General features: G+C 63.1%; 18 protein-coding genes. 4 read left to right on the top strand and 14 right to left on the bottom strand.

Going from position 1 to position 22,211, the window contains the following annotated elements; all coding sequences use genetic code 11:
• Positions 1–297 precede the first annotated feature (297 nt).
• The 6 genes from pepN to HX866_RS13480 are packed head-to-tail and all read right to left on the bottom strand — an operon-like array spanning position 298 to position 6,813.
• Positions 298–2,955 (bottom strand): aminopeptidase N, encoded by a 2,658-nt coding sequence (gene pepN, locus HX866_RS13455; protein ID WP_177124459.1) that lies wholly within the window; start codon positions 2,953–2,955, stop codon positions 298–300.
• 12 nt (positions 2,956–2,967) lie between these two features.
• Positions 2,968–3,798 carry a DUF2797 domain-containing protein gene (locus HX866_RS13460; protein ID WP_177124460.1) on the bottom strand — a complete coding sequence of 277 codons (831 nt, stop codon included), beginning with the start codon at positions 3,796–3,798 and terminating at the stop codon, positions 2,968–2,970.
• Complete coding sequence (locus HX866_RS13465) at positions 3,795–4,055, bottom strand: YeaC family protein (RefSeq protein WP_100942947.1); 261 nt, start codon at positions 4,053–4,055, stop codon at positions 3,795–3,797. The genes HX866_RS13460 and HX866_RS13465 overlap by 4 nt, the downstream gene beginning before the upstream one ends.
• A gap of 27 nt (positions 4,056–4,082) precedes the next feature.
• Positions 4,083–4,955: a rhomboid family intramembrane serine protease gene (locus tag HX866_RS13470; RefSeq protein ID WP_177092249.1), complete on the bottom strand. Its 873-nt coding sequence runs from the start codon at positions 4,953–4,955 to the stop codon at positions 4,083–4,085.
• Positions 4,952–5,926 carry a metallophosphoesterase gene (locus HX866_RS13475; protein WP_177100575.1) on the bottom strand — a complete coding sequence of 325 codons (975 nt, stop codon included), beginning with the start codon at positions 5,924–5,926 and terminating at the stop codon, positions 4,952–4,954. Before HX866_RS13475 ends, HX866_RS13470 begins: the two co-directional genes overlap by 4 nt.
• Complete coding sequence (locus HX866_RS13480) at positions 5,923–6,813, bottom strand: NAD(+) kinase (protein ID WP_100942950.1); 891 nt, start codon at positions 6,811–6,813, stop codon at positions 5,923–5,925. Before HX866_RS13480 ends, HX866_RS13475 begins: the two co-directional genes overlap by 4 nt.
• An 88-nt stretch (positions 6,814–6,901) precedes the next feature.
• On the opposite strand from HX866_RS13480, the gene HX866_RS13485 reads away from it, so the two are divergent.
• Positions 6,902–7,852, top strand: coding sequence for a DUF1853 family protein (locus HX866_RS13485; protein ID WP_177124462.1), 951 nt, complete (start codon positions 6,902–6,904; stop codon positions 7,850–7,852).
• Positions 7,853–8,027: 175 nt separating this feature from the next.
• Here HX866_RS13485 and HX866_RS13490 read toward each other — a convergent pair whose 3' ends face one another.
• The 3 genes from HX866_RS13490 to HX866_RS13500 are packed head-to-tail and all read right to left on the bottom strand — an operon-like array spanning position 8,028 to position 10,179.
• Positions 8,028–8,486, bottom strand: coding sequence for an arsenate reductase ArsC (locus HX866_RS13490; protein ID WP_177092252.1), 459 nt, complete (start codon positions 8,484–8,486; stop codon positions 8,028–8,030).
• A 14-nt stretch (positions 8,487–8,500) separates the two neighbouring features.
• A complete protein-coding gene (locus tag HX866_RS13495) occupies positions 8,501–9,787 on the bottom strand; it encodes an arsenic transporter (RefSeq protein WP_177139975.1) in 1,287 nt (428 codons plus the stop codon).
• Between the two features lie 44 nt (positions 9,788–9,831).
• Positions 9,832–10,179: a metalloregulator ArsR/SmtB family transcription factor gene (locus HX866_RS13500; protein ID WP_177124463.1), complete on the bottom strand. Its 348-nt coding sequence runs from the start codon at positions 10,177–10,179 to the stop codon at positions 9,832–9,834.
• A 190-nt stretch (positions 10,180–10,369) separates the two neighbouring features.
• Here HX866_RS13500 and HX866_RS13505 point away from each other — a divergent pair, with 190 nt between their 5' ends.
• On the top strand, positions 10,370–10,921 hold the full coding sequence (locus tag HX866_RS13505) for a cytochrome b (protein WP_177092255.1): 552 nt from the start codon (positions 10,370–10,372) through the stop codon (positions 10,919–10,921).
• Between the two features lie 11 nt (positions 10,922–10,932).
• Here the strand turns inward: HX866_RS13505 and HX866_RS13510 are convergent, their stop codons facing one another.
• Together HX866_RS13510 and HX866_RS13515 are read right to left on the bottom strand one after the other, a co-directional pair.
• Complete coding sequence (locus tag HX866_RS13510; RefSeq protein ID WP_177124464.1) at positions 10,933–11,850, bottom strand: 1-aminocyclopropane-1-carboxylate deaminase/D-cysteine desulfhydrase; 918 nt, start codon at positions 11,848–11,850, stop codon at positions 10,933–10,935.
• Between the two features lie 241 nt (positions 11,851–12,091).
• Positions 12,092–14,128: an NADPH-dependent 2,4-dienoyl-CoA reductase gene (locus HX866_RS13515; protein ID WP_177092257.1), complete on the bottom strand. Its 2,037-nt coding sequence runs from the start codon at positions 14,126–14,128 to the stop codon at positions 12,092–12,094.
• A gap of 212 nt (positions 14,129–14,340) precedes the next feature.
• Here HX866_RS13515 and HX866_RS13520 point away from each other — a divergent pair, with 212 nt between their 5' ends.
• On the top strand, positions 14,341–15,480 hold the full coding sequence (locus HX866_RS13520; RefSeq protein WP_177139976.1) for a nitrilase-related carbon-nitrogen hydrolase: 1,140 nt from the start codon (positions 14,341–14,343) through the stop codon (positions 15,478–15,480).
• The gene (locus HX866_RS13525) at positions 15,477–16,517 is read left to right on the top strand and encodes an AraC family transcriptional regulator (RefSeq protein WP_177124466.1); all 1,041 of its coding nucleotides are present in this window, start codon (positions 15,477–15,479) and stop codon (positions 16,515–16,517) included. The genes HX866_RS13520 and HX866_RS13525 overlap by 4 nt, the downstream gene beginning before the upstream one ends.
• Positions 16,518–16,880: 363 nt before the next feature.
• Here the strand turns inward: HX866_RS13525 and HX866_RS13530 are convergent, their stop codons facing one another.
• The 3 genes from HX866_RS13530 to HX866_RS13540 all read right to left on the bottom strand — a co-directional run bounded on the left by HX866_RS13530 (position 16,881) and on the right by HX866_RS13540 (position 22,184).
• A complete protein-coding gene (locus tag HX866_RS13530) occupies positions 16,881–17,810 on the bottom strand; it encodes a DUF2242 domain-containing protein (protein WP_177139977.1) in 930 nt (309 codons plus the stop codon).
• A 105-nt stretch (positions 17,811–17,915) separates the two neighbouring features.
• Positions 17,916–18,611, bottom strand: a complete 696-nt coding sequence (locus tag HX866_RS13535; protein ID WP_177139978.1) for a response regulator transcription factor — start codon at positions 18,609–18,611, stop codon at positions 17,916–17,918.
• A 315-nt stretch (positions 18,612–18,926) separates the two neighbouring features.
• The gene (locus tag HX866_RS13540) at positions 18,927–22,184 is read right to left on the bottom strand and encodes an ImcF-related family protein (protein ID WP_177139979.1); all 3,258 of its coding nucleotides are present in this window, start codon (positions 22,182–22,184) and stop codon (positions 18,927–18,929) included.
• Positions 22,185–22,211: the final 27 nt, after the last annotated feature.

Raw genomic sequence — 22,211 nt, forward strand, 5'->3', positions numbered from 1 at the left:
CTGGAGCTATCCTATCGGGCTTTGGAATCGTCTGACAATCGACGCCACGTTATCTTTTGTTAACCCGGGGCGTTGAGGGGGAACCTGAATGATGGGGCATCAGGTGGGGTGATGAACAAAGGCCACGAATGTGGCCTTTGGCAGGAGTTTACGAAACAACACCGACCCTGTAGGAGCGAGCTTGCTCGCGATGGACGTCAACGATGACGCGTGGCGCCTGGAGAGTCGTGGTGCCCCGGCTACCATCGCGAGCAAGCTCGCTCCTACAGAGGGGCGGTGTTGGTCGTTCGAATGGGATCAGGCCAGGCTTTTGCTGACCACCTCGTACACATCCGCCGACAACTCACCGGAACCGCGAATCCGCTCCAGCTCCGCCTTCATCAGCGCCTGACGGGCGCTGTCGTATTTGCGCCAGCGGGTCAGCGGCGCCAATTGCCGCGAAGCAATCTGCGGATTCAGCGCATTGAGCTGGATCACCAGGTCCGCCAGGAAGCGGTAGCCGGAACCGTCCGCCGCATGGAAGTTGATCAGGTTCTGCCCGGCAAAGGCCCCGATCAACGCCCGCACCTTGTTCGGGTTCTTGATGGTGAACGCCGGGTGCTCCATCAACGCCTTGACCCGCTGCAGACCGCCGGGCAACACGCTGCCGGCCTGGACGCTGAACCACTGGTCCATGACCAGCGGATTGTCCTTGAAGTGCTCGGCAAAACTGGCCAGCGACAGGGCCTTCTCGGCCTCGAACGGCGAGTTCACCAGCACCGCCAGGGCGGTCAGGCGCTCAGTCATGTTGTCAGCGCTTTCAAACTGCTCCAGGGTCGCCGCGAGCACTTCAGGCTTGCCGCTGAGCATCAGGTACGACAGCGCGATGTTCTGCAGCGCGCGACGGGCGAAATGCTCGTTCTCAGCCACGTAAGGCGTGGTTTTCGACACTGCGCGATTGGCCTGGTAACGCTGCCACAAACCGTCGAACAACTGCTCGGCCAGTTGCCGGCGAACGAATTCGCGAGCGCCATGAATGGCCTCGACATCCGCCACTTCGCTGATCTCGGTGAGGTAGGCCTCGCCCGGCAGCGAGAGCATTTCGGCAACCATCGCCTGATCCAGCTGCTCGTTGGCCAGCACAGCACGCAAGGCCGTGACCAGACGCGGATCAAGCACCAGCGCTTCACCCTTCTGATGCTGGCCGATCAGTTCCTGCAACACCTGCACCGACAATTGCTGGCCGGCGTCCCAGCGGTTGAAGCCGTCGCTGTCGTGTTGCATCAGGAACATCAACTGGTCGCGGTCGTAGGGGAAGCTCAGCTTCACCGGCGCCGAGAAACCCCGCAGTAGCGATGGCAGCGGCTTGGCATCCAGACCGACGAAGGTGAAGGTCTGCTCAGCCTCAGTCACCGAAAGCACACGACTGGTAGCGCCAGGGGCCGCCTCACCCACCAGTTGCAGGGCGATTTCAGCGCCCTGGGCATCCAGCAGGCCGATCTCCACCGGAATCACGAACGGCAGTTTTTCCTGCTTGTCCGGGGTCTGCGGGCAGCTCTGGCGGAACGTCAGGCTGTAGGCCTTGGCGCTCGCATCGTAGCTTTCGCTGACGGCCAGGCGCGGCGTACCGGCCTGGCTGTACCAGCGCTTGAACTGACTGAAGTCGACGCCATTGGCATCTTCCATGGCCTTGACGAAATCGTCGCAGGTCACGGCCTGGCCGTCATGGCGCTGGAAATACAGGTCGCTGCCTTTGCGGAAGCCCTCGGCCCCCAGCAAGGTGTGGATCATGCCGACCACTTCCGAGCCCTTCTCATACACGGTCAGGGTGTAGAAGTTGGAAATCTCGATAAAGCTGTCCGGGCGCACGGCGTGGGCCATGGGGCCGGCATCTTCGGCGAACTGGTGGGTACGCAGGTAGGCCACATCCTGGATACGCTTGACGGTGCGCGAGTTCATGTCGGCCGAGAAGCCGGCATCGCGGAACACCGTGAAGCCTTCCTTGAGCGACAGCTGGAACCAGTCACGGCAGGTCACGCGGTTGCCCGACCAGTTGTGGAAATATTCGTGGGCAACGATAGCCTCGACCCGCTGGTGTGCGGCGTCAGTGGCGGTTTCGGCACGGGCCAGCACGGCGCTGGAGTTGAAGATGTTGAGGCCCTTGTTCTCCATGGCGCCCATGTTGAAGTCGTTGACCGCGACAATCATGAAGATATCCAGGTCGTACTCACGACCATAGACCTCCTCGTCCCAGCGCATGGACTTCTTCAGGCTGTTCATGGCGTGCTGGCACTTGTCGATATTTTCCGGTTCGACATAGATGCGCAGTGCCACGTCACGACCGCTCATGGTCGCGAAACTGTCTTCGACACACCACAGATCGCCCGCCACCAGGGCAAACAGGTAGGCCGGTTTCATGAACGGGTCTTCCCAGGTCGCCCAGTGCCGACCGTCGTCCTGGGGACCGTTGCCCACCGGGTTGCCGTTGGACAGCAGCACCGGATAACGATGCTGCTCGGCGATCACCGTGGTGGTGAACTTGCTCATCACGTCCGGGCGGTCGAGGTAATAGGTGATCTTGCGGAAGCCTTCGGCTTCGCACTGGGTGCAGAACATCGCGCCGGATTTATACAGGCCTTCCAGGGCGGTATTGGTTTCCGGGTGGATCTTCACGCTGGTGTCGATGCTGAAGCGCTCGCTGCCCGGATGCAGGGTCAGGTGGCTGTCGTCGATCTGGTAGTCGTTGCTCGACAGCACGCGGTCGTCGAGTTGCACCGACAGCAACTCCAGCAACTGGCCGTCCAGCACCAGCGGCGGCAGGCCCACGCCAGCGGCCGGGTTGCGGCGCATCACCAGCTGCGCATGGACCAGGGTATGGTCCTCGAACAACTCGAAGGTCAGGTGCGTCTCGTCGATCAGGTAGTCCGGTGCCTGATAGTCCTTCAGATAAATCATCTTCGGTTGTTCAGTGCGCATGAGGGCGTCCTTTTACTGATGCACGGCGAGCTGGTAGGCCGTGTATTTACGGATATTGATCACACCGGTGTCAAAGATCAGGTACTGGCCCTTGATCCCCATCAGCGTGCCTTCGGCAATCGGGTCTTTGTCCAGGTTGAAGCTGACCACCTTGGTCGGGTACTGCTCGATAGGGTAGCGAATCTCCAGCGGTTCGATATCCCGCACCGGCTGGATGGCCTGCAGGCCGAAGCGCGCCTGCAAGGCGGCGAAGCCCTCGGCACAGGATTCGAACAACTGCTCGCGCACCGCCTTGAGGTCCACCGCCGGCGCATCGCCCTTGAGCAAGGCGCGCCAGTTGGTCTTGTCGGCCACCTGGCTGCGGAACAGGTCTTCGACGAAACCGGACTGCTGGCGGGTCGCGACCCGCACAATCGGCAACGCCTGGCTGGCACCCTGGTCGAGCCAGCGGGTCGGCAACTGGGTCGCGCGGGTGATACCGACCTTGATCCCCGACGAATTGGCCAGGTAGACCACATGCTCGGTCATGCAGAACTGCTCACCCCACGACGGATCGCGGCAGGTGCCGGCGTCGTAATGGCAGCGCTCGGGACTCATGATGCAGGTGTCGCACTGGGCCAGCTTGGTCATGCACGGGTAGCAATAACCCTGACTGAAGCTGGTCTTGGTCTTGCGTCCACAATGGGTGCAATGAATCGCCCCGAGGAATTCCAGGCGCAGCTTCTGGCCGATCAACGGATTGACCGGCACCTCGCTGTCACCCAGGCGAAACGCATACTGCACATCCGCGCCATCAAGGTGCGTCGACATCTTGCTGATTGCACCGCGGCCAAGCTCGATCAATGGATGGCATCCGACTTGAACAGGATGTTCGGCACCGGCGCCGACTTCGAGGCACATTCCTGCGCGCCCATGTAGCCGGTACGCTGGTCTTCCGGGAGGTTCTGGGTTTCCCAGGCGATCATCGCCTGCAACGACAGCTCACGCTGTTCGGCGCTGAGCTTGCGCCCGTCGGACCATTTGCCGATTTCCACCGCCAGTTTCAGGCTCTCGTAGATGTCGGGGGTGATGTTTTCAATCATTTCGATAAAAGAGGACATGCGCTCTCCACGCTTGAAAAAAGTCGACTAGACGGCCAGTTTACGACGGGACCAGAGGCCGCCCAACAAACCGGTGAAACATCCGATGAGCAGTCCGCCGACATGGGCACCGTTGGCAATTTCGCCGAAGCCGATCATCGAGACCAGGCCCGACAGGCACAACAGCAACCAGACCAGCATCATCACCAGCACGCCGCGCGGCAGGCGATAAACGGGGTTCGGCGACAGCCACTGGTAGATCCAGCAATGCCCGAGCAAACCGTAGAGCACCCCGGACAGGCCGCCGAACAGGGTCGGGCCGCTGACGTAATACTGCGTGTAGTTGGACACCAGGCTGAACAGCAGCGTCAGCCCCAGCAGGTTGATGCTGCCCTGGCGCAGCTCGATGCGCCGGCCCAGCTCCCAGTACCACATGCCGTTCATGGCGATGTGCAGGATGCCGAAGTGGATCAGCATCGGCGTCACCAGGCGCCACCACTGCCCCGCGGCCAGGCCGTCGGCCAGGGGCGTGAACTGGACGTAGTTGCCGTTCGCCTGGAAGTCGAGGAAGGTGAACCAGTGCAGGGTCTGGAGATTGTCACCGAGCAGGGTCACGCCGGCGACAATCAGGCACAGCAGCAGGATCGTCGCCGTAGCCGGGCTCTGCTGGACCTGGGTGAGGAAGTTGGGCCGGGTCATGGGCACCGGCTTGTCCGGGACTTCCAGGTGGTTGTCCGGATCGCCGGCGGGGAAACGCTGATACAGGGACAACACGTCGGCACTGATCGACTCGGGCACCCACAGCACCTGCTCGCCGGACTCCTCGTTGACCCGGTGCGGCACCTGCATGCGCTCCAGCAGTTTGACGAAGCCACTCAGGTCAGTGGTCAACGGCAGGCGTAAGACAGCAGTGGCACTCATCGCAAAGCCTCGGGACGTTCGACATCGACCCAGACGAATTTCTGCGGGTCGAGGGTGGTTTCCTGGTCCAGCCGGTAAGCCGCCAGCTTGCCGTAGAGCACGGCGCTGTAATCCAGGCAGGCCAGGTTGGGACGGATCGGCGCGGGCTTGCCGCTGCGCCAGTAGTGGCCGACGAACAACATCGGTTCTTCGAGGCCATAACGCAGCAAGGCATTTTTTTCGGTCGAGGACAGCGCTTTGCTCGCCACCAACTCGGGCAAGGCATCCGGTTGGAAAACGATATCGCCGTAGGTCTGCGGGTCGTCTTCCCAGAACTTGGTGCGGAAGAACGCTCGGGTCAGGCCATCGCCGCCGGTCAGCGTCAGGCCGTCCGGCAGACGCATATCGGTACCGCGCAGCAGGCGGTCGAACGCCGTTGCAGCAAAACTGCCGGACAGCGCCGATTCCTTCAGGAACGCCTCATCGATGCGACCGTCGGGATACTGCGCCCGCAAGGGCGCGATCAAGCCGCCATCCCAACAGGCATGCACCACGCGGAAACGTCCGGCGTCAACAAACAGCGGCAGTTCGTAGAACCAGCCGAGGAAATCCTGCCAGTCCGCCGGGTGCTGTTCGAACTGGGTCAGGGTTTCCTTGAGCAAGCGGGCATGGCGTGGCGTGTGTTCGCGCACGAACTGCTTGCCGCTGCCCGCTGCCGCCGGCGTGCTCCAGCCCAGGGCGTTGAACTCGTGGTTGCCCATGATGCACAGCGCCTGCCCGGCCTCGACCATGTCATGGACGATATGCAGGGCCTCGCGGATGCGCGGACCACGGTCGATGATATCGCCGAGGAACACCGCCATGCGCGACGGATGACGCCAGATGCCCCCCAGCTTCTGGTAGCCGAGCATGTCCAGCAGATGTTCGAGGGTATGGGCGCAACCGTGCACATCCCCGATCAGATCGTAGCCACGCGCGGGATCGAGCATCAGTCGCCTCCACCACCCAGCCGACTGCCCCAGCCGAGCTTGGTGCGGCAGACTTCGTAATAGTTGTGATCCAGCGGATGAATCAGCCGCAGCTTCTGCGGTTTCTTGCTGATGGTCACCGTATCGCCGGGGGCACAGGTGAAATGATTCTGCCCGTCACAGGAAACCTGCGGGTAGATCTGCATGTCCTTGGACACCACGATTTTCAACTCGCTGTTGCCGTCGACCACAATGGGGCGGCTGGACAAGGTATGGGGGTACATCGGCACAATCACAATGGCATCGAGCTTGGGATGCATGATCGGGCCGCCGGCGGACAGCGCGTAGGCGGTGGAACCGGTGGGTGTGGCGACGATCAGGCCGTCGGCCTTCTGGCTGCAAACGAACTGGCCGTCGATATACAGCTCGAATTCGATCATCCGCGTCGACTTGCCGGGGTGCAGCACCACGTCGTTGAGCGCATCGCCCTGGCCGATGGCTTCGGCGTGGCGACGCACTTCGGCTTGCAGCAGGAAGCGGTTTTCCACCAGGTAGTGACCGTCGAGGACCTTGGCCACCTCGACTTCGAGGTCATCCGGGCGGATATCGGTGAGAAAGCCCAGGTTGCCGCGGTTGATCCCCAGCACCGGGATATTGTGCCGGGCCAGCGCACGGGCGGCGCCGAGCAGGCTGCCGTCGCCGCCGACGACGATGACCATGTCGCAGACTTCGCCGAGCATCTTGCGCGACGAAGTTTGCAGGCCGTGGCCCGGCAGGACCTCGGCGATGGTGTCCTCGAGGATGACGTGCAGGTGCCGCGCCAGGAGGAATTTCTTCAGCCGGCGAACGGTATCCAGCACCTGCGAACTGCCCAGGCGGCCAATGATGCCGATATTGCGAAATTGCTCCATGGGGCTCCTGCGGGGTCTGGGACGGGCAAAGGGGAGATTATGGGCGAAAGCCGGCCCGAGACAAAACCCTTTCAGCTATGCTCGCAGGATGATCCTCTTCCCCGACTTGCTCAACCTGCCCCGACAGTTGCGCCATCCCGAGGTGCGCGACCTGGCCTGGGTCATCCTGGCGCCGCCGATGCTGGAAGACACCCCGTGGCCGCAACGCCACCCGTTGGCTGGCAGCGACTGGGTAGTGGCGCCGGACCTGTTGGAGCAGTGGCTGCACGGGCTGGATCGCGATCCCGGCGAGCTACAGGCCTGGCTGGTACGCGGGGCGACCCGGCGACTGGGGCTGTATTACGAGCGGTTGTGGCAGTTCGCGGTGCAACAGGCGCCGGGGATCGAGTTGATCGGCGCCAACCTGCCGATCCGGCGCGAGGGCCATACCCTGGGTGAATTGGACTTGCTGTTGCGTGATCGCGATGGCGTGCATCACCTGGAATTGGCGATCAAGCTGTACCTGGGCCCGCAGCAAGGCGGCGGCCAAGACCCGGCGCGCTGGCTCGGTCCGGGTTGTCATGATCGACTGGACCGCAAGCTGGCCCATCTGAGCGAGCACCAGTTGCCGATTTCCGCCCGCCCGGAGAGCCGCGAGGCCCTGGCGACACTGGGTATTCATCAGTTCAGCGCGCAGTTGTGGCTGGGGGGTTATCTGTTGTATCCCTGGCCTGGGACGGCGCGCCCGCCGCGGGGCGCGCACCCGCAGCATCTGCGCGGGCACTGGCTGCATCAGCGTGATTGGTCGGATTTTATCAAACGCAGCCCGCCGGGCCGCTGGCAACCCCTGCCCCGCCACGCCTGGCTGGCGCCGGCACACTATGCCGAAGCGGATGCCTGGTCACGGGAGCATCTGGCCCAGTGGCTGGAAGAACTGGACCCGCATGCCCCGGCGCAGTTGCTGGTGCGTCTGACCGAGAATCCACAGGGCAATTGGGAAGAAGCCGAACGGCTGTTCCTGGTGGCCGACCTCTGGCCGAATGTGCCCGATCCCCGCTGACTCTCGCCGAAATCTGCGCTCACCCCGTCCCCCCTGTAGGAGCGAGCTTGCTCGCGATGAGGCCTTTGAGGCTTGCATCGCTCTTGCGACCGCCATCGCGAGCAAGCTCGCTCCTACAGGGGGCAGGCTGCTCGCAGGTGAATATAAAGGGAACCGCGCGCTATTTCAGCACGACCTACAACTGACCGATCCGCTGCAAGTGGGCCACGTCGATTTGCGCAGACGACAACGCCAACAACGCCCGGCAACGCCGCTCGATTTGCACCACCGTCGCCCTGAACGCCGCCATCACCGCCGCTTCATCGCCATCCACATGGGAAGGATCTTCCAAGCCCCAGTGCGCCTTGAGCGCCGGACCGAAATACACCGGGCACGGCTCCCCCGCCGCCTGGTCGCACACCGTGATCACGATATCCGGCACCTCATCGGCAAACGCCTCAGAACCCTTGCTGGCGAGACCCTCGGTGGCAATCCCCAACTGCTCAAGTGTCTTCAGGCTCAGCGGATGCACCTGGCCGGACGGAAAGCTGCCGGCACTCACCGCCCGCCAGCCGGCAGGCGCCAGGTGGTTGAACACCGCTTCGGACAGGATGCTCCGGCAACTGTTGGCCGTGCACATGAACAGCACTTTCATCATCCCACTCCTCGTCAGACCAGCGACAAACGCAACGCCAGGGCTGCCAGGGTCACCAGCAGCACGGGCAGGGTCAGGACGATCCCGACCTTGAAGTAGTAACCCCAGCCGATACGGATGTCCTTGCGTTCCAGCACATGCAGCCAGAGCAAGGTGGCCAGGCTGCCGATGGGGGTGATTTTCGGGCCCAGGTCGCTGCCGATCACGTTGGCGTAGATCATCGCCTCCTTGACCACCCCGCTGGCCTGGCTGGCATCGATGGACAAGGCACCGATCAGCACCGTCGGCAGGTTGTTCATGATCGAGGACAGGAACGCACTCAGCAATCCGGTGCCCATGGCCGCACCCCAGATCCCATAGCCGGCGAAGTGGTCCAGCCAACTGGCCAGGTAAGTGGTCAGCCCGGCATTGCGCAGGCCGTAGACCACCAGGTACATGCCCAGGGAGAAAATCACGATCTGCCAGGGCGCCTCTTTCAACACCTTGCGGGTCGAGATCTTGTGACCACGGGCGGCGATCCCCAGCAACAAGGCGGCACACACCGCCGAAATCGCACTGATGGGAATCCCCAGGGGTTCCAGGGCAAAGCAGCCCACCAGCAGGATCACCAATACCCACCAGCCGGCGATAAAGGTCGCTTTGTCATGGATCGCGCTGGCGGGCAGTTCCAACTGCTGCGGATCGTAGTCACGGGGAATGTCCCGGCGGAAGAACCACAACAACACCAGCAAGGTCGCCGCCACGCTGACCAGGTTCACCGGGACCATCACCGAGGCGTAGGCATTGAAGCCGATCCTGAAATAGTCCGCCGAGACGATGTTCACCAGGTTCGACACCACCAGCGGCAGGCTCGCGGTGTCGGCGATAAAACCGGCGGCCATGACGAACGCCAGGGTCGCCGCCTTGGAAAAGCGCAGGGCCAGGAGCATCGCAATAACAATCGGCGTGAGGATCAGCGCCGCGCCATCATTGGCGAACAACGCCGACACCAGCGCCCCCAGCAGCACGAAGGCGGCGAACAGCTTGCGTCCGCTGCCCTGCCCCCAGCGCGCCACGTGCAGCGCCGACCAGGCAAAGAAGCCGGCCTCGTCCAGCAACAAACTGATGATGATCAGGGCGATAAAGGTGCCGGTGGCATTCCAGATGATCTGCCAGACCAGCGGGATGTCAGCCAGATGAACCACACCGCAGAGCAAGGCCAGCAATGCCCCGATGCAGGCGCTCCAGCCGACGCCCAGGCCCTTGGGCTGCCAGATCACCAGGGTAATGGTCAGCAGGAAAATCAATACGGCAATCAGCATGCACAACAACCTTGTCAGGTTAGCAAGAAGGGCGGTTCACAGGCTCAGCAGCAACGCACCGGGCGATCGTCCATGGCCTGCAGGCGCTGGATATCCGCAGCCAGCCAGTGCTCGCTGGCCTGCAGGGTGCCCTGCAGCAACGCCGAGACCCACTGCGGCAGTTCGGGATGCAGGCGATAAAACACCCACTGTCCCTGACGCCGATCAGCCAGCAATCCGCCCTGGCGCAGTTGCGCCAGGTGCCGGGAAATTTTCGGCTGACTCAGTTCCAGGGCAGCCGTCAGCTCGCACACGCAGAGTTCACCTTCATGGGCCGCCAGCAATACGATCCGGCTACGGGTTTCGTCAGCCAGGCACTTGAAGAGTTCCACGGGGGAGGCAAAACAGGACATCACAAGCGCGCCTATATATATGGTTTTTCGAATATATGAAAATCCATATATAAAAGCAAATCCCAGTTGCGGGGAATACAGGCCCTTGCCCTGAGCGGCCTTGGGCAAAATGCTGCTAAACCTATTAAAGTGTAGGGACTCCGTCGCTCAAGAACGGAGGTTCCAGCCCTGATGATCCGAGGAACACCGTATGCCCTGGAAAAATACCGACAGCCGCTACAGCAGCCTGTCGATTACCTTGCACTGGTTGATGCTGGTGCTGCTGGCGGTGGTCTACGCCTGCATCGAACTGCGCGGCTATTTCCCCAAGGGCAGTGGCGGCCGGACACTGATCGTCGAGGCGCACTACATGTTCGGCCTGACCGTGTTCGTGCTGGTCTGGCTGCGTTTGCTGGCACGCGCCATTGGCGTGGCGCCGAAGATCGTCCCCGCACCGCCGGTCTGGCAGATGCTGATTTCGAAGCTGATGCACTGGGCGCTGTACCTGTTCATGATCGTTACGCCAGTCCTGGGATGGTTGGTTGTCAGTGCCCAGGGACATTCGGTGCTGTTCTATGGTTTCGAACTGCCGGCGCTCACAGGCGAGAACCTGGGCTTTGCCAAAGAGATCAAGGGCTGGCATGAACTGCTGGCCAACACCGGTTACTGGCTGATCGGCCTGCACGCCCTGGCCGGGTTGTTTCATCACTACTTTGTCCGGGATAACACCCTGCTGCGCATAATGCCCAAGCGTAAAGGCTGAGCCGAAGCATTTTATCGGATGAACCCCCGGCGGCCCTGCAAACCCCCGGTGTGTACGAAGACCAGCCGGGTGCCCGGTGCGAAGCGTCCGGCAGTCACCGCTTCCTGAAGCGCCAACAAAGCCTTGCCGGTATACAGCGGCTCCAGCGGCACAGCACTCTGTTGCTCGCTTTGCGCGATAAACGCCTGCAATGCCGGATCGACCTTGGCAAAACCGCCACGGCAGGCGTCAATCAGTTCAAACGTCGAGCCCGGTGCTCCACCCTCCTCCAGAATCGCCGCGACCAACGGCGCCACGCCATGGTCGGCCGGCACCGCCAGGGCGCCGTACACCGGTCGACGCCCAGCCTCGGCCAACGCCAGCCCGGCCAGGGTGGTACCGGTTCCGGCAGCCAGCCACCAGCCGTGATAGTCGTTCCAGCCGAGTGTCGACAATTGCTCCTGTACCCGCTCAAGCAAGACCCCACAGCCGCGGGCGCCCATCAAGCCACCGCCGCCCTCTGGCACACCGTGCAGGTGTGGATAGCGCTGGCGCCACGGCGCCCAGAAGCCTGGCGCATGCCGCGCCCGATAACCGCCATAACCGAGCCAATGCAGTTCCATGCCGAAGGCCTGGAGGTCGATGACGGTGGGAGTTTGGAGAGGATTTCCGCGCAGCAGGCCAACGGTGGGGAAGCCGAAACGCTTGCCCGCCGCCGCCAGGGCGTGAAGATGATTGGAGTGCGCGCCGCCGAGACTGATCAAGCCTTCGGCGCCCGCTTGTCGGGCGGCGTCCAGATGCGGGGTAAGCTTGAACCACTTGTTGCCGCTGATCAGCGGATCGATCAGATCGAGGCGCAGCACAGCCACCTCGACCCCGGCCTGAGTCAACCAGTCCAGATGCAGGGGTTCGAGGGGCGCGTGAGGCTGCCAGTCGACAGGGGCCAGCATTACAAAGAGGTCCGGGTGGAGGGATTCCGGCAGTTTAACAGCTAGAACCCCGTGGCATTTCCCTTGTTCTTGCCCGCTAACGCTCAACGACACCTGTGGGAGCTGGCTTGCCAGCGATGAGGCCAGCAAGACTTGCATCGACTATCAAGTCGCCATCGCCAGCAAGCCGGCTCCTACAAGTCCGCGCATCAGCACAAAATATCATTGCCCCCAAAAGGCCGCGCCCCACCGTGACTGACGGCTACAACTCAGCCGCCAACCGCGAACCCTGGTTGATCGCCCGCTTGGCATCCAGCTCCGCCGCCACGTCCGCGCCACCGATCAGGTGCACGTTCTGCCCGGCCGCGAGCAACCCGTCCTGCAACTCGCGCAACGGGTCCTGCCCGGCACAGATCACCACGTTATCCACCGCCAGCACCTGCGGCTCGCCACCGCCGATGCTGATATGCAGGCCCGCCTCGTCGATCTTCAGGTACTCGACGCTGTTGAGCATCTGCACCCGCTTGTTCTTCAACCCGGTCCGGTGAATCCAGCCAGTGGTCTTGCCCAGGCCGTCACCGACCTTGGAAGCCTTGCGCTGCAACAGGAACACGTCACGGGCCGGCGCATGGGGCTCAGCCTTGATCCCGGCCACACCGCCGCGCGCCTCGAGATGGCTGTCGATGCCCCATTCCTTCCAGAACGCCGCGCGATCCTGACTGGTGGCCACGCCTTCATGCACCAGGAACTCCGACACATCGAAGCCGATACCGCCAGCGCCGATCACCGCCACTGTGTGGCCCACCGGCTTACGCTCCAGCAGCACATCCAGATAGCTCAGGACCTTGGGGCTGTCGATGCCGGGAATCGCCGGCAAGCGTGGTGCAATGCCGGTGGCGAGGATGATCTCGTCATAACCGCCGGCCACCAGTTGCGCCACATCCACCCGCGTATCGAGGCAGACCTCGACATGGGTGGTCTGCAGCTTACGCTTGAAGTAACGCAGGGTTTCGAAGAACTCTTCCTTGCCCGGCACACGCTTGGCGACATTGAACTGACCACCGATCTCACTGGCCGAATCGAACAGCGTCACCTGGTGCCCACGCTCGGCCGCCACGGTCGCCGCCGACAAACCGGCAGGCCCGGCGCCGACCACAGCGATTTTCTTCACCTGGGTGACCGGCAGGTAATTCAGTTCGGTCTCGTGGCACGCCCGCGGATTCACCAGGCACGAGGTCAGCTTGCCGCCAAAGGTATGGTCCAGGCAGGCCTGGTTGCAGCCGATGCAGGTATTGATCTCGTCGGCACGCCCCTGCGCGGCCTTGTTGACGAACTCCGAGTCGGCCAGGAACGGCCGCGCCATGGAAACCATGTCGGCATCGCCCTCGGCGAGGATCTGCTCGGCCACTTCCGGGGTGTTGATCCGGTTGGTGGTGATCAGTGGAATCCCCACCGAACCGCGCAACTTGGCGGTGACCTTGCTGAACGCGGCGCGCGGCACCTTGGTGGCGATGGTCGGAATCCGCGCTTCGTGCCAGCCGATGCCGGTATTGATGATGGTCGCACCGGCCTGCTCGATGGCCTTGGCCAACTGGACGATTTCTTCCCAAGTGCTGCCACCTTCCACCAGGTCGAGCATCGACAGGCGGAAGATGATGATGAACTCCGCGCCCACCGCTTCACGCACCCGACGCACGATCTCCACCGGCAGGCGCATGCGGTTCTCGTAGCTGCCGCCCCAGCGGTCGGTGCGGTGGTTGGTGTGGGCCGCGAGGAACTGGTTGATGAAGTAACCTTCCGAACCCATGATTTCGACGCCGTCGTACTCGGCATTCTGAGCCAGGGTCGAACAGGTCACGAAATCGGCGATCTGCTTCTCGATCCCTTCCTCATCCAGCTCCCGAGGCTTGAACGGGTTGATCGGGGCCTGGATCGCACTCGGCGCGACTTGTTTCGGGCTGTAGGCATAACGCCCGGCATGGAGGATCTGCAGGCAGATCTTGCCGCCAGCTTCATGCACCGCGTGGGTGACGATGCGATGCTGGTCGGCTTCGGCCTGGGTGGTCAGCCGGGCCGCGCCGGAATACACGCCACCCTCTTCGTTCGGCGCGATACCGCCGGTCACCATCAGGCCGACACCACCCCGGGCGCGTTCGGCGAAATAGGCCGCCATACGCTCGAAACCACCGGGCTTTTCCTCAAGGCCGGTGTGCATCGAGCCCATCAGGGTACGGTTACGCAACGTGGTGAAACCCAGGTCGAGCGGGGCCAGCAGGTGCGGGTATTGGGCGGCGGTCATAGAAACTCCACAACGGGCAAGATCACGGAATGCGGGAAGCTCTTCGGCCCCCGTCAGTTGTATGACTGGCACATTAAAGAGGCCCAGGCCCAGGCTCAATGACCGAAACTGACAACTTATTGATCCAAATGTGCAGTGCCCCTTGGCAAGGACGCCCGCGGGCCCTACCCTAGTCGACGACTCCCGCACACGGTCGTTCGTCATTCGCTCCCATGCGCAAACTTCTTCTCTTCTTCCTGCTGGTCCTGCTGGTCGCCGTCGCCACCGGCTACGGGGTATGGACACACCAGCGCAGCAGCGGCCACTACCTCTCCGACCTGCGTATCCGCCTGGTCGTGAACCAGGGTGTGGCCGCTGACCACGGCAACCTGCTGGGCCTGCAACCAGAACTGTTTCCCAACGACTACCAGAACCCGGCACGCCTGCACCGCAAGCTTGCGGCCTATCTACAGCAGGCCCGCAGCCTGGGACTGCTGAACGAAAAAACCATCGTCGTGCTGCCCGAACACATCGGCACCTGGTTGCTGCTGCGCGGTGAAAAAGACGATCTCTACCAGGCCTCCGACCAGAAAGAGGCGATGAACTGGCTGATGCTCGGCAACCCGCTGAAGCTGCTCGGCGCGCTGTTCAATGCCAAGGGCCGCAGCGTCCTCGAAGACGCCCGCCTGCGCATGAAGGCCAGGACCATGGCCCAGGATTACCAGGCGGTATTCGGCGGCCTGGCGAAAGAGTTCGCCGTCACCCTGGTGGCTGGCTCCATCGTCCTGCCGGACCCCAGCGTCGAGCAAGGCACCTTGAAAATCGGCAAGGGCGCGTTGTACAACGTCAGCCTGGTCTTCGCCGCCGACGGGCGCCCTCTCGGCCAGCCGCAACGCAAGCTCTACCCGACCTTCGACGAACGCGGCTATATCCAGGGTGGTGGACGCCAGGAATTGAACGCCGTGCAGACCCCGGCCGGGCGCCTGGGTGTGCTGATCGGCAGCGACAGTTGGTACCCGGACAACTACCGTCGCCTGGATGAGCTCGGCGTGTCCTTGATTGCGGTGTCCGCCTCGCTGCCCGGCAAAAACAGTTGGGAGCAACCCTGGCGCGGTTTCAAGAACGCGGCCACGCCAGCGGAAATCAGCCTCAGGCCCGGCGAACTCGGCGAAGGCCAAGCCTGGCACCGCCTGACCTTAATCGGCCGCCCCCCCGCCAGCCAGTCCACGGCGGGCATGACCGTGTTCCTGCGGGGCCAGTTCTGGAACCAGCGTTATTCGGGGCAGAGCTTTATCAGCCAGGACGGGCGCGCCATCGACGGGCAGGACGGCAGTGATCGCGGCGCCCGCCTGCTGAACCTGTGGCTGCCATGAAGCCGGTATCGATGCGCCTCGGCGACCTGTCCGTGAGCTTTGTCCACAGCCTCGCCGATGCGCTGCGCAGTCACGGCCAGGACCCCGAGGTGCTGCTGACGCAATATGGGCTGGACCCGGCGCGCCTGGCCGAACCCGGCGCCCGCCTGTCGATTCCGCGCTATATGCGCCTGGGACACGCCGCGATCCAGCTGACCGGCGACCCGGCGCTGGGTTTGCGCATGGGCCACTTCAGCCGGCTCAGCCAGGCCGGCCTCGCCGGGGTCACCGCCGCCCAGGCGCCGACGGTACGCGAAGCGGCACGAACCCTGACCCGCTTCGAGGCCCTCTACGGCTCCAACTATCGCGGGCAGTCGAGCTTCCACGAAGACGCCGACGGCGCGTGGCTGCGTTTCTACTCCATCAGTCCGTACAACGCCTACAACCGCTTCGTGGTGGACTCGATCATCGCCGGCTGGCTGCAACAACTCGCCAGCGTCAGCGGCGAAACGCTGCACGCCGAACGCATCGACATCGAATTCGCCGAACCGGACTATGCCGCGGCCTACAAAGGCTTGGGCGATTGCCAGGTGCACTTTGCCGCCGAACACAATCAACTGCGCCTGGGCCACGCCAGCCTCGGTCTGCGCAACCCGCACCATTGCCCGGGAACCTGGCGGCATCTGCTGCAACTGTGCGAACGGGAACTGGAACAACTGACGCGCACCCGCAGTCTGCGTGAACGTATCACTCAGTTGCTGGGTCCTTTGCTCAATGGCGGCCGGGAACCCGACCTGGAAGAAGTGGCGGCACGCCTGAAGCTGCCGACCTGGACACTGCGTCGCAAACTGGCCGAGGAAGGCACGCAATTTCGCGCCATTCTCAATGACACTCGCCGTGACCTGGCGATGACCTACATTCGCGACACCGAGCTGGCCTTCGGCGAGATCGCCTACCTGCTCGGGTTTGCCTCAGCCGAGGCCTTTCAACGGGCTTTCAAACGCTGGAACGGCCAGACACCCGGCGAGTTCCGCCGCAGTCAGCGGCATTCGGCCTGAGCCGAAAAACGACCGCTTACAGCTCGGTCGCGTCTTCAGCCGGCTCAACCGGGTCCAACTCAAAAGCCCGGTACTCCAACAGTTCTTCTTGATAGTCATCCATCGTCAAACTCCTTTTTCCGTTCGAGGGTAAACCACTGTCTTGCTGACCACTCCTTTGGGAGGGGCTGAATCCAGCATAGGGGTCCCATGTGAAGGAAAAATGAAGCACCCCGTCTGCCCAGGCACCTGAAATAAGCGCCTGAAATAAAAAACTAGCAGAACGGTCAGAATTTACCCACTTTTATTTTGCAGCCAACGTCCCCGATCGCAAGGTCACGGGCTCGAGGTCGACAAACCCGATCCCGTCACCTGGTCTCGGGTTTACTGAGCCGGAGTGACTGGAGCGGCTGGAGTCGCCGGCTCGCTGGTCGCAGGCGCCGGGGCAGGCGTCGGCTCAGCTGGGGTTACCGGGGCGGCCGGGGCTGCGGGAGCCTTCTCCAACGGTGTGACCGGAGCGGCTTCAGCTGGCGCGGCGACCGGTACGGACGTGGCAGGAGCCGCCGGCGTGGCAGGGACCACAGGAACGCTATGCACTGGCTCCGCAGCCTTCGGTGCTGGCGCCGGTTCCACTGGTTTGACGTCCACCGGCTTGACTTCTGCCGCCTTGGTTTCTACTGCCTTGGTTTCTGCAGCCTTGTCGGCCTGGGCCTTGGCCGGCGTCACCTCGGGCATCCCGAGTTCAGCCTTGGGTTTGTCGTCGGTATGTTTTTCTTTTTTCACTTCCGGTGGCAGGAACAGTTCCACCAGGGTGAAGAAGCGGTCATAGAAGGTCGCCGAAGACACGGTCTCGCTGGCAACCTTGACCATCGAGTCATCCGTCGAGCCGATCGGCATCGACACCGAACCCAGCACACCCACGCCCAGGCTGGCGGAGTTGTTGACCTTCTTCAGGGCATAACGGTCCTGCAGGGCGTTGGCGAACATGGTCGAACGATGATTGGCCGTGCCATCCGCCGCACAGACCACGCTGAAGCTGATCTGCATATGGGTATCGCCGGTCTGCTGGAAGCTCTTGTTGCCGCTGATCAGCTTCGGGTCGCTGCTGGTGATGATGTAACCCTGGCTGAGCAAGGCACGCCGGGCCGCTTCACAGGACGCCGCGTCGCTCACGCCGTAGTTGCGTGAAAAGGTTCCGGCGTCGTCGAAATTCTCCCGTTCGTAAACGGCGGTCTTGGTGGTCGACGAGCAGCCCGCGGCGCCCGCCAACATCAGTGCCAAGGCAACGGCACGCAAGTGGAATGATGTCGACATTGAAAATCCTGAGGGAAAACGGTCCGGGGCGTATTGTGCATCAGTTCGACATCGCTGAGCGCACACTGAACAGGTTGTGACAGCGATTTTTCAGGAAAATGCGTCTCAGCGCCCCTCCATCTGATAACGCACCTTGTACAACTCGTTATCGCCACGCAGGCCCAACTTGCGAAAGGCCGCCTGCTTCTGGGTACTGATGGTCTTGATACTGCGGGAGAACTTGCGCGCGATGTGGGTCACCGACAAGCCGTCCAGGCAACAGCGCAGCACCTCGTGCTCACGCACCGTCAATTCGGAGGTCCGGGCCAGCACGTCGAGACTGGCGACCTCGGACTCCGAGGCTGGCGTGGCGATATCCAGCCGCGACACTTCATGGACCTGCAACGCCTCGACCATGTCCGGGTGCAGGTAGACCTTGCCGGCCGCCACCTGACGAATAGCCAGGACGAACTCGCCGGAATTCAGCTCCTTGCCGATAAAGCCGCTGGCCCCGCAACGCAGCGCCAACGCCACCGTCGCCGGCACATACAGGGACGAGATGATCAGCAGCCGCAGCTTCGGAAAGCGGATTTTCAAGGTGCGAATCAGGTTCAGGCCGTCGACCTCGCCCGAGCGCAACGAGTAGTCCATCACCACCAGGTCGACGTCCTGCTCGCGCAAGGCCGCCATCAGCGCCGAGCCGCGGGTGAAGCTGCCCAGCAACAGAAGATCGGTCTCGGCCTGGATCTTGATCTCCATGCCACACAGGACCAGGCTGTGGTCGTCCAGAATCATGAGGCGGGTAGGCTTTTTCTCGAGCATGAACTCTCCTGCACTGCTGCCAATGAAAAACTGACTCGGCAGTGGTCAGGTCCGACCGACGCGAAATCGTTGTGCGGACCGCCACCCCTTCACAATGGCATCCTGCCCAACCGATATATCCCCTGATCCGCAAGGCCCCTCTCCCTGCGCCAGATCTACGCCTGACAGCCGCGCCGCACTGGCGACCGGCTCCTCTGGCGTGGGCTATGGGTGGCCATGCTAAACAGTCGTCGGCGCATCCGACATAGGACATTTCCACGAGCCCACTGCGAAAACGACCTTCCTCTTGCGGGACAGGCCAGATACCTACAGCAGCTACGTCGTGGGGCATCGGAAATCGCTGAGCATCTTGCGGCCGAAGGGATGGTCAAGGCTGGCGCTGCGCAATTGCAGCACCACCTCAACGTCCTCGAAGCCCAGGGTCAACCAGTAGCCCTCACCGCTGGGCGCCGGCACCAGGCGCCCTTGCTCCATAAAACGAAACCAGGCCCAGGGCCCTTCGGCCGAGCGCACCAGGCTGCGGCCGTCGATCAGCGTGACCACCATCTTCAACTGGCTGCCCAGGGCCCGGGTCGGCCAGGTGAACAGACTCGGGTGGATCGGACCATGGGCATAGTTGAGCTGCAACTCGTCCAGGGTCAGGCGCAGCTGAGCGATGTTTTCATCCATGGACACAGGGCTGAGCTCGAAATCGACCCGTGCGACGTCGGACGCAGCCGGGAAAAACGCCCGGCGAATCTGCTCCGCGCGCCGGAACTGTGCCGCCACCGGGCCCTGCAGTAGCGTGACATCCGGATGACGCTGTTGAAAATCCTGCAACAGCCCGGTCGGTGCAAACAGGCGGTTGAAGTCGGCCAGCGATAGCTGCTCCCGGGCCAGTGGATCGAAGGGGTAACGCTGGGCGAGCAGGCGTGAACATTCGGGGCCCAGTTGCAGGTTCAGGCTGGCGCCGACCGTCGCCAGCGTCTTCTGGTGCAGGTGCTGCCGGCCAACGCTAACGATATCGGCGAACAGCGGTTGCAGCATCGGCGGCAGGCTGTCGATCTGCCGCTGCAACAGTTCCAGGCCATCCACCGGCGGGTTCGGCAACCCCATCGCCAAGGCCTGCTCCCGGGCCCGGAGGTAAACCGCCGCCTGGGCCAGGGCTTCGCGTAATGCCTCAAGCGGGGCGGCGCTGCCTTCGCTCAACTGTTGCAACGCCGCAAAGTGCCGGTTGACCGGGTGCGCCTCGGCGGTAGGTGGGTCGGGGAGTGCCTTGGCCAGATCGGAGGAGAAACCGGAGGTCAGCGACGACACTTGCTGACGCGCCCTGTCGATCAGACGCGGGGGAACCTGGGGGATCTCCAGACGGGTTTCACGCCCCGCCGCACGCAGCAAACTGAACAGCGCCGAGTCGGCCCGCGACAGCCGCTCGAGCCTGAGGGCCAGGGACTCAGTCGGATCCAGACCGACCAGTTGCAGGTCGGCGAAGAAGTGTTCCCAGTGCCGGATATAGTCCTGTGCATAAAGCGCGGACACTTCGCTGTACAAGGTCGGCGCGTCCAATCGCAGCCCCGCGCCCATGACCCAGTCTTCATCCTTGAGCGCCTCGGCTATCAGCAACGGCAGACGGGCCCGTAGCTGTGCATAACCCTTGGGGCTGAAGCGGGCAGGCACACCTCGGTTCAAGGGCTCGCCACTGCGTCGGGAAAGACTCAGCAGCCCCTCGCTGCCGCTGACCGCGACAACGCTGAAATCCCCGTCGTCAGCGCTTGCCAACAAGGTGCTCAACCGCTCATACAGACGCTGCTGTTGCGGCTCGCGGCGCAGTTGTCGACGCACCTGCTCGACCCAACGCAGATCAACGCTCAGCACCGGCCCCTTCGCCAATAGCGGTATCAGCGCCTGGACATGAGCCTGCAATGACTCGCGTTGCTCCGGGACCAGCGACTGACCGAGATCGCCCTGCACCTGGGCTGACAACCACTCTTCAACGGCAGCCGATTCGAACCGGCCCTGACCGCCCAACATCAGGTAAAACCGCAAGCGTTCCTGGCGCTGGCGGTGGGGCTCATTCGGCGGTGAATGCTGCAGGTTTTGCACAACGCTGGGCAGCAATTCATCGAGCAACGCCCGTTGGTAAAGGCTGCGGGTCTGGCTCAGCAAGCGGCGATACTCGCTCAGCCAGGAACCGGGCAACCACCCACCGTCCGAGGGCGGATAGGCCAGGTTACGCAACCGCGCCAGGCGTTCGAGCAGGGCCGTCGTCACACGCGTCCCGGCGGCGCTGGCCGGCATCTGTGCGAGCAATACCTGTTGCTCGGCCAGCCAGTGCAACTGTCGGGTCTGCTGCCAGTAACTGTTGCCGAGCAATGTTGCCGACAGAACCACCAAGGCAGCGGCGCCGAGTGCAAGCAACCAACGGCCCCCACCCGGTGGCAAAAATCCCGGCCAGCATGTGTGGCGCCGACTCTGTTGCAGGCAGCGGACCAAGCGCTGGCTGGGGCCCCGAGTTCCCGGTTCGACCTGCAAGTGGCCGCTGCAACGCAACGCTTGCAGATGAACCTGCGAAACCCGCGGCTGCTCGAAAAACGCTGTCTGCAAATAGGGCTGCAAGACCTCGGCAAACTGTCGCCACAAGCGCGGGAAACCGTAGAGTTGAACCCGTGCCGAGGTCTGCACTGCCTTCTGCAGGCGCTCGGGGAGTCCGTCTTGCACTGTCGCAAAGCGACTGACAAGACGCTCGGCCAGCCGCGCCAGGTTATGCCGGTTGCGCCCACGGACAAAGGCCAGCACCAGATCTCGCGCCTCGACTGGTAAGGCCAGCAACGAGGGTTCGAATCCCGGCAAGCGATCACAGTGGGTGACGATGACCTGCACCGGCAAGCCCTGGCCGAACTCGGCGGCCAGCTCTTCCAGGCGTGCCCGCAGGATCAGGGCCTGGGCATCACGAGCAGGCGGAGCCAGGCGCAGCAGATGCACCGCATTGAGCACCAGCACCGCCCCCGCAACACCCAAGCCGTGACGGCGCGAGCGTTTCAGTTCATCGAGCAGACAACGCCACAACCCGATGCAGTCTCGGTCTGCTTGGGTCAGCAAGGCGGCGCTCACGGCCATGACGGAAAAAGCGCCGAGACGCCCCAGGTGCAAATCATCCTGCGGCGACTCGCCGTCCGCGCGCGCGCGACGGCCTTTCTCCCCCATCAGGCTGCGCTTGCCGGCGCCGGTCGCCCCCAACAGCAGGAACACCGGGCCGCTGGCATTGGCCTGGCTTTCCAGACGCCAGCGCTCCAGCCGCTCGCGCAAGCGCCGTTCCCGGGCACAAGGCGGGTTCAGCCCCTGCAACGCCAACTGCGCCGCCTCGACGCCGAGCAACTCTCGCCGTTTGCGCCGCCGCCGGGCCCACCCGAAAAAAACCAGCCCCGCCAGGTACAAGGGTCCCAGCAACAGCCACTGCTGCCAGTCATGCGCCAGCGGCGCAATATCGTCGATGGACAGACGCGGACCCTGCTGGCGGACCAGCAAGGTCAACAGATAAAGTCCAACCATCAGCGGCAGCGCCCGCAGCAGGTTTTTCAGCAATCTCAGGAACATGGCGGCAGTCATCCGGCGAGGGCAAAT

The sequence above is a fragment of the Pseudomonas gingeri genome (genome assembly GCF_013386165.1).
Taxonomy (GTDB): Bacteria; Pseudomonadota; Gammaproteobacteria; order Pseudomonadales; family Pseudomonadaceae; genus Aquipseudomonas; species Aquipseudomonas gingeri_C.

Bases quoted from the DNA above. Each gene is read 5' to 3' on its own strand.
- pepN (WP_177124459.1), bottom strand. From the start codon at position 2,955: ATGCGCACTGAACAACCGAAGATGATTTATCTGAAGGACTATCAGGCA.
- HX866_RS13465 (WP_100942947.1), bottom strand. From the start codon at position 4,055: ATGTCCTCTTTTATCGAAATGATTGAAAACATCACCCCCGACATCTAC.
- HX866_RS13470 (WP_177092249.1), bottom strand. From the start codon at position 4,955: ATGAGTGCCACTGCTGTCTTACGCCTGCCGTTGACCACTGACCTGAGT.
- HX866_RS13480 (WP_100942950.1), bottom strand. From the start codon at position 6,813: ATGGAGCAATTTCGCAATATCGGCATCATTGGCCGCCTGGGCAGTTCG.
- HX866_RS13485 (WP_177124462.1), top strand. From the start codon at position 6,902: ATGATCCTCTTCCCCGACTTGCTCAACCTGCCCCGACAGTTGCGCCAT.
- HX866_RS13490 (WP_177092252.1), bottom strand. From the start codon at position 8,486: ATGAAAGTGCTGTTCATGTGCACGGCCAACAGTTGCCGGAGCATCCTG.
- HX866_RS13495 (WP_177139975.1), bottom strand. From the start codon at position 9,787: ATGCTGATTGCCGTATTGATTTTCCTGCTGACCATTACCCTGGTGATC.
- HX866_RS13500 (WP_177124463.1), bottom strand. From the start codon at position 10,179: ATGTCCTGTTTTGCCTCCCCCGTGGAACTCTTCAAGTGCCTGGCTGAC.
- HX866_RS13505 (WP_177092255.1), top strand. From the start codon at position 10,370: ATGCCCTGGAAAAATACCGACAGCCGCTACAGCAGCCTGTCGATTACC.
- HX866_RS13510 (WP_177124464.1), bottom strand. From the start codon at position 11,850: ATGCTGGCCCCTGTCGACTGGCAGCCTCACGCGCCCCTCGAACCCCTG.
- HX866_RS13515 (WP_177092257.1), bottom strand. From the start codon at position 14,128: ATGACCGCCGCCCAATACCCGCACCTGCTGGCCCCGCTCGACCTGGGT.
- HX866_RS13520 (WP_177139976.1), top strand. From the start codon at position 14,341: ATGCGCAAACTTCTTCTCTTCTTCCTGCTGGTCCTGCTGGTCGCCGTC.
- HX866_RS13525 (WP_177124466.1), top strand. From the start codon at position 15,477: ATGAAGCCGGTATCGATGCGCCTCGGCGACCTGTCCGTGAGCTTTGTC.
- HX866_RS13530 (WP_177139977.1), bottom strand. From the start codon at position 17,810: ATGTCGACATCATTCCACTTGCGTGCCGTTGCCTTGGCACTGATGTTG.
- HX866_RS13535 (WP_177139978.1), bottom strand. From the start codon at position 18,611: ATGCTCGAGAAAAAGCCTACCCGCCTCATGATTCTGGACGACCACAGC.
- HX866_RS13540 (WP_177139979.1), bottom strand. From the start codon at position 22,184: ATGTTCCTGAGATTGCTGAAAAACCTGCTGCGGGCGCTGCCGCTGATG.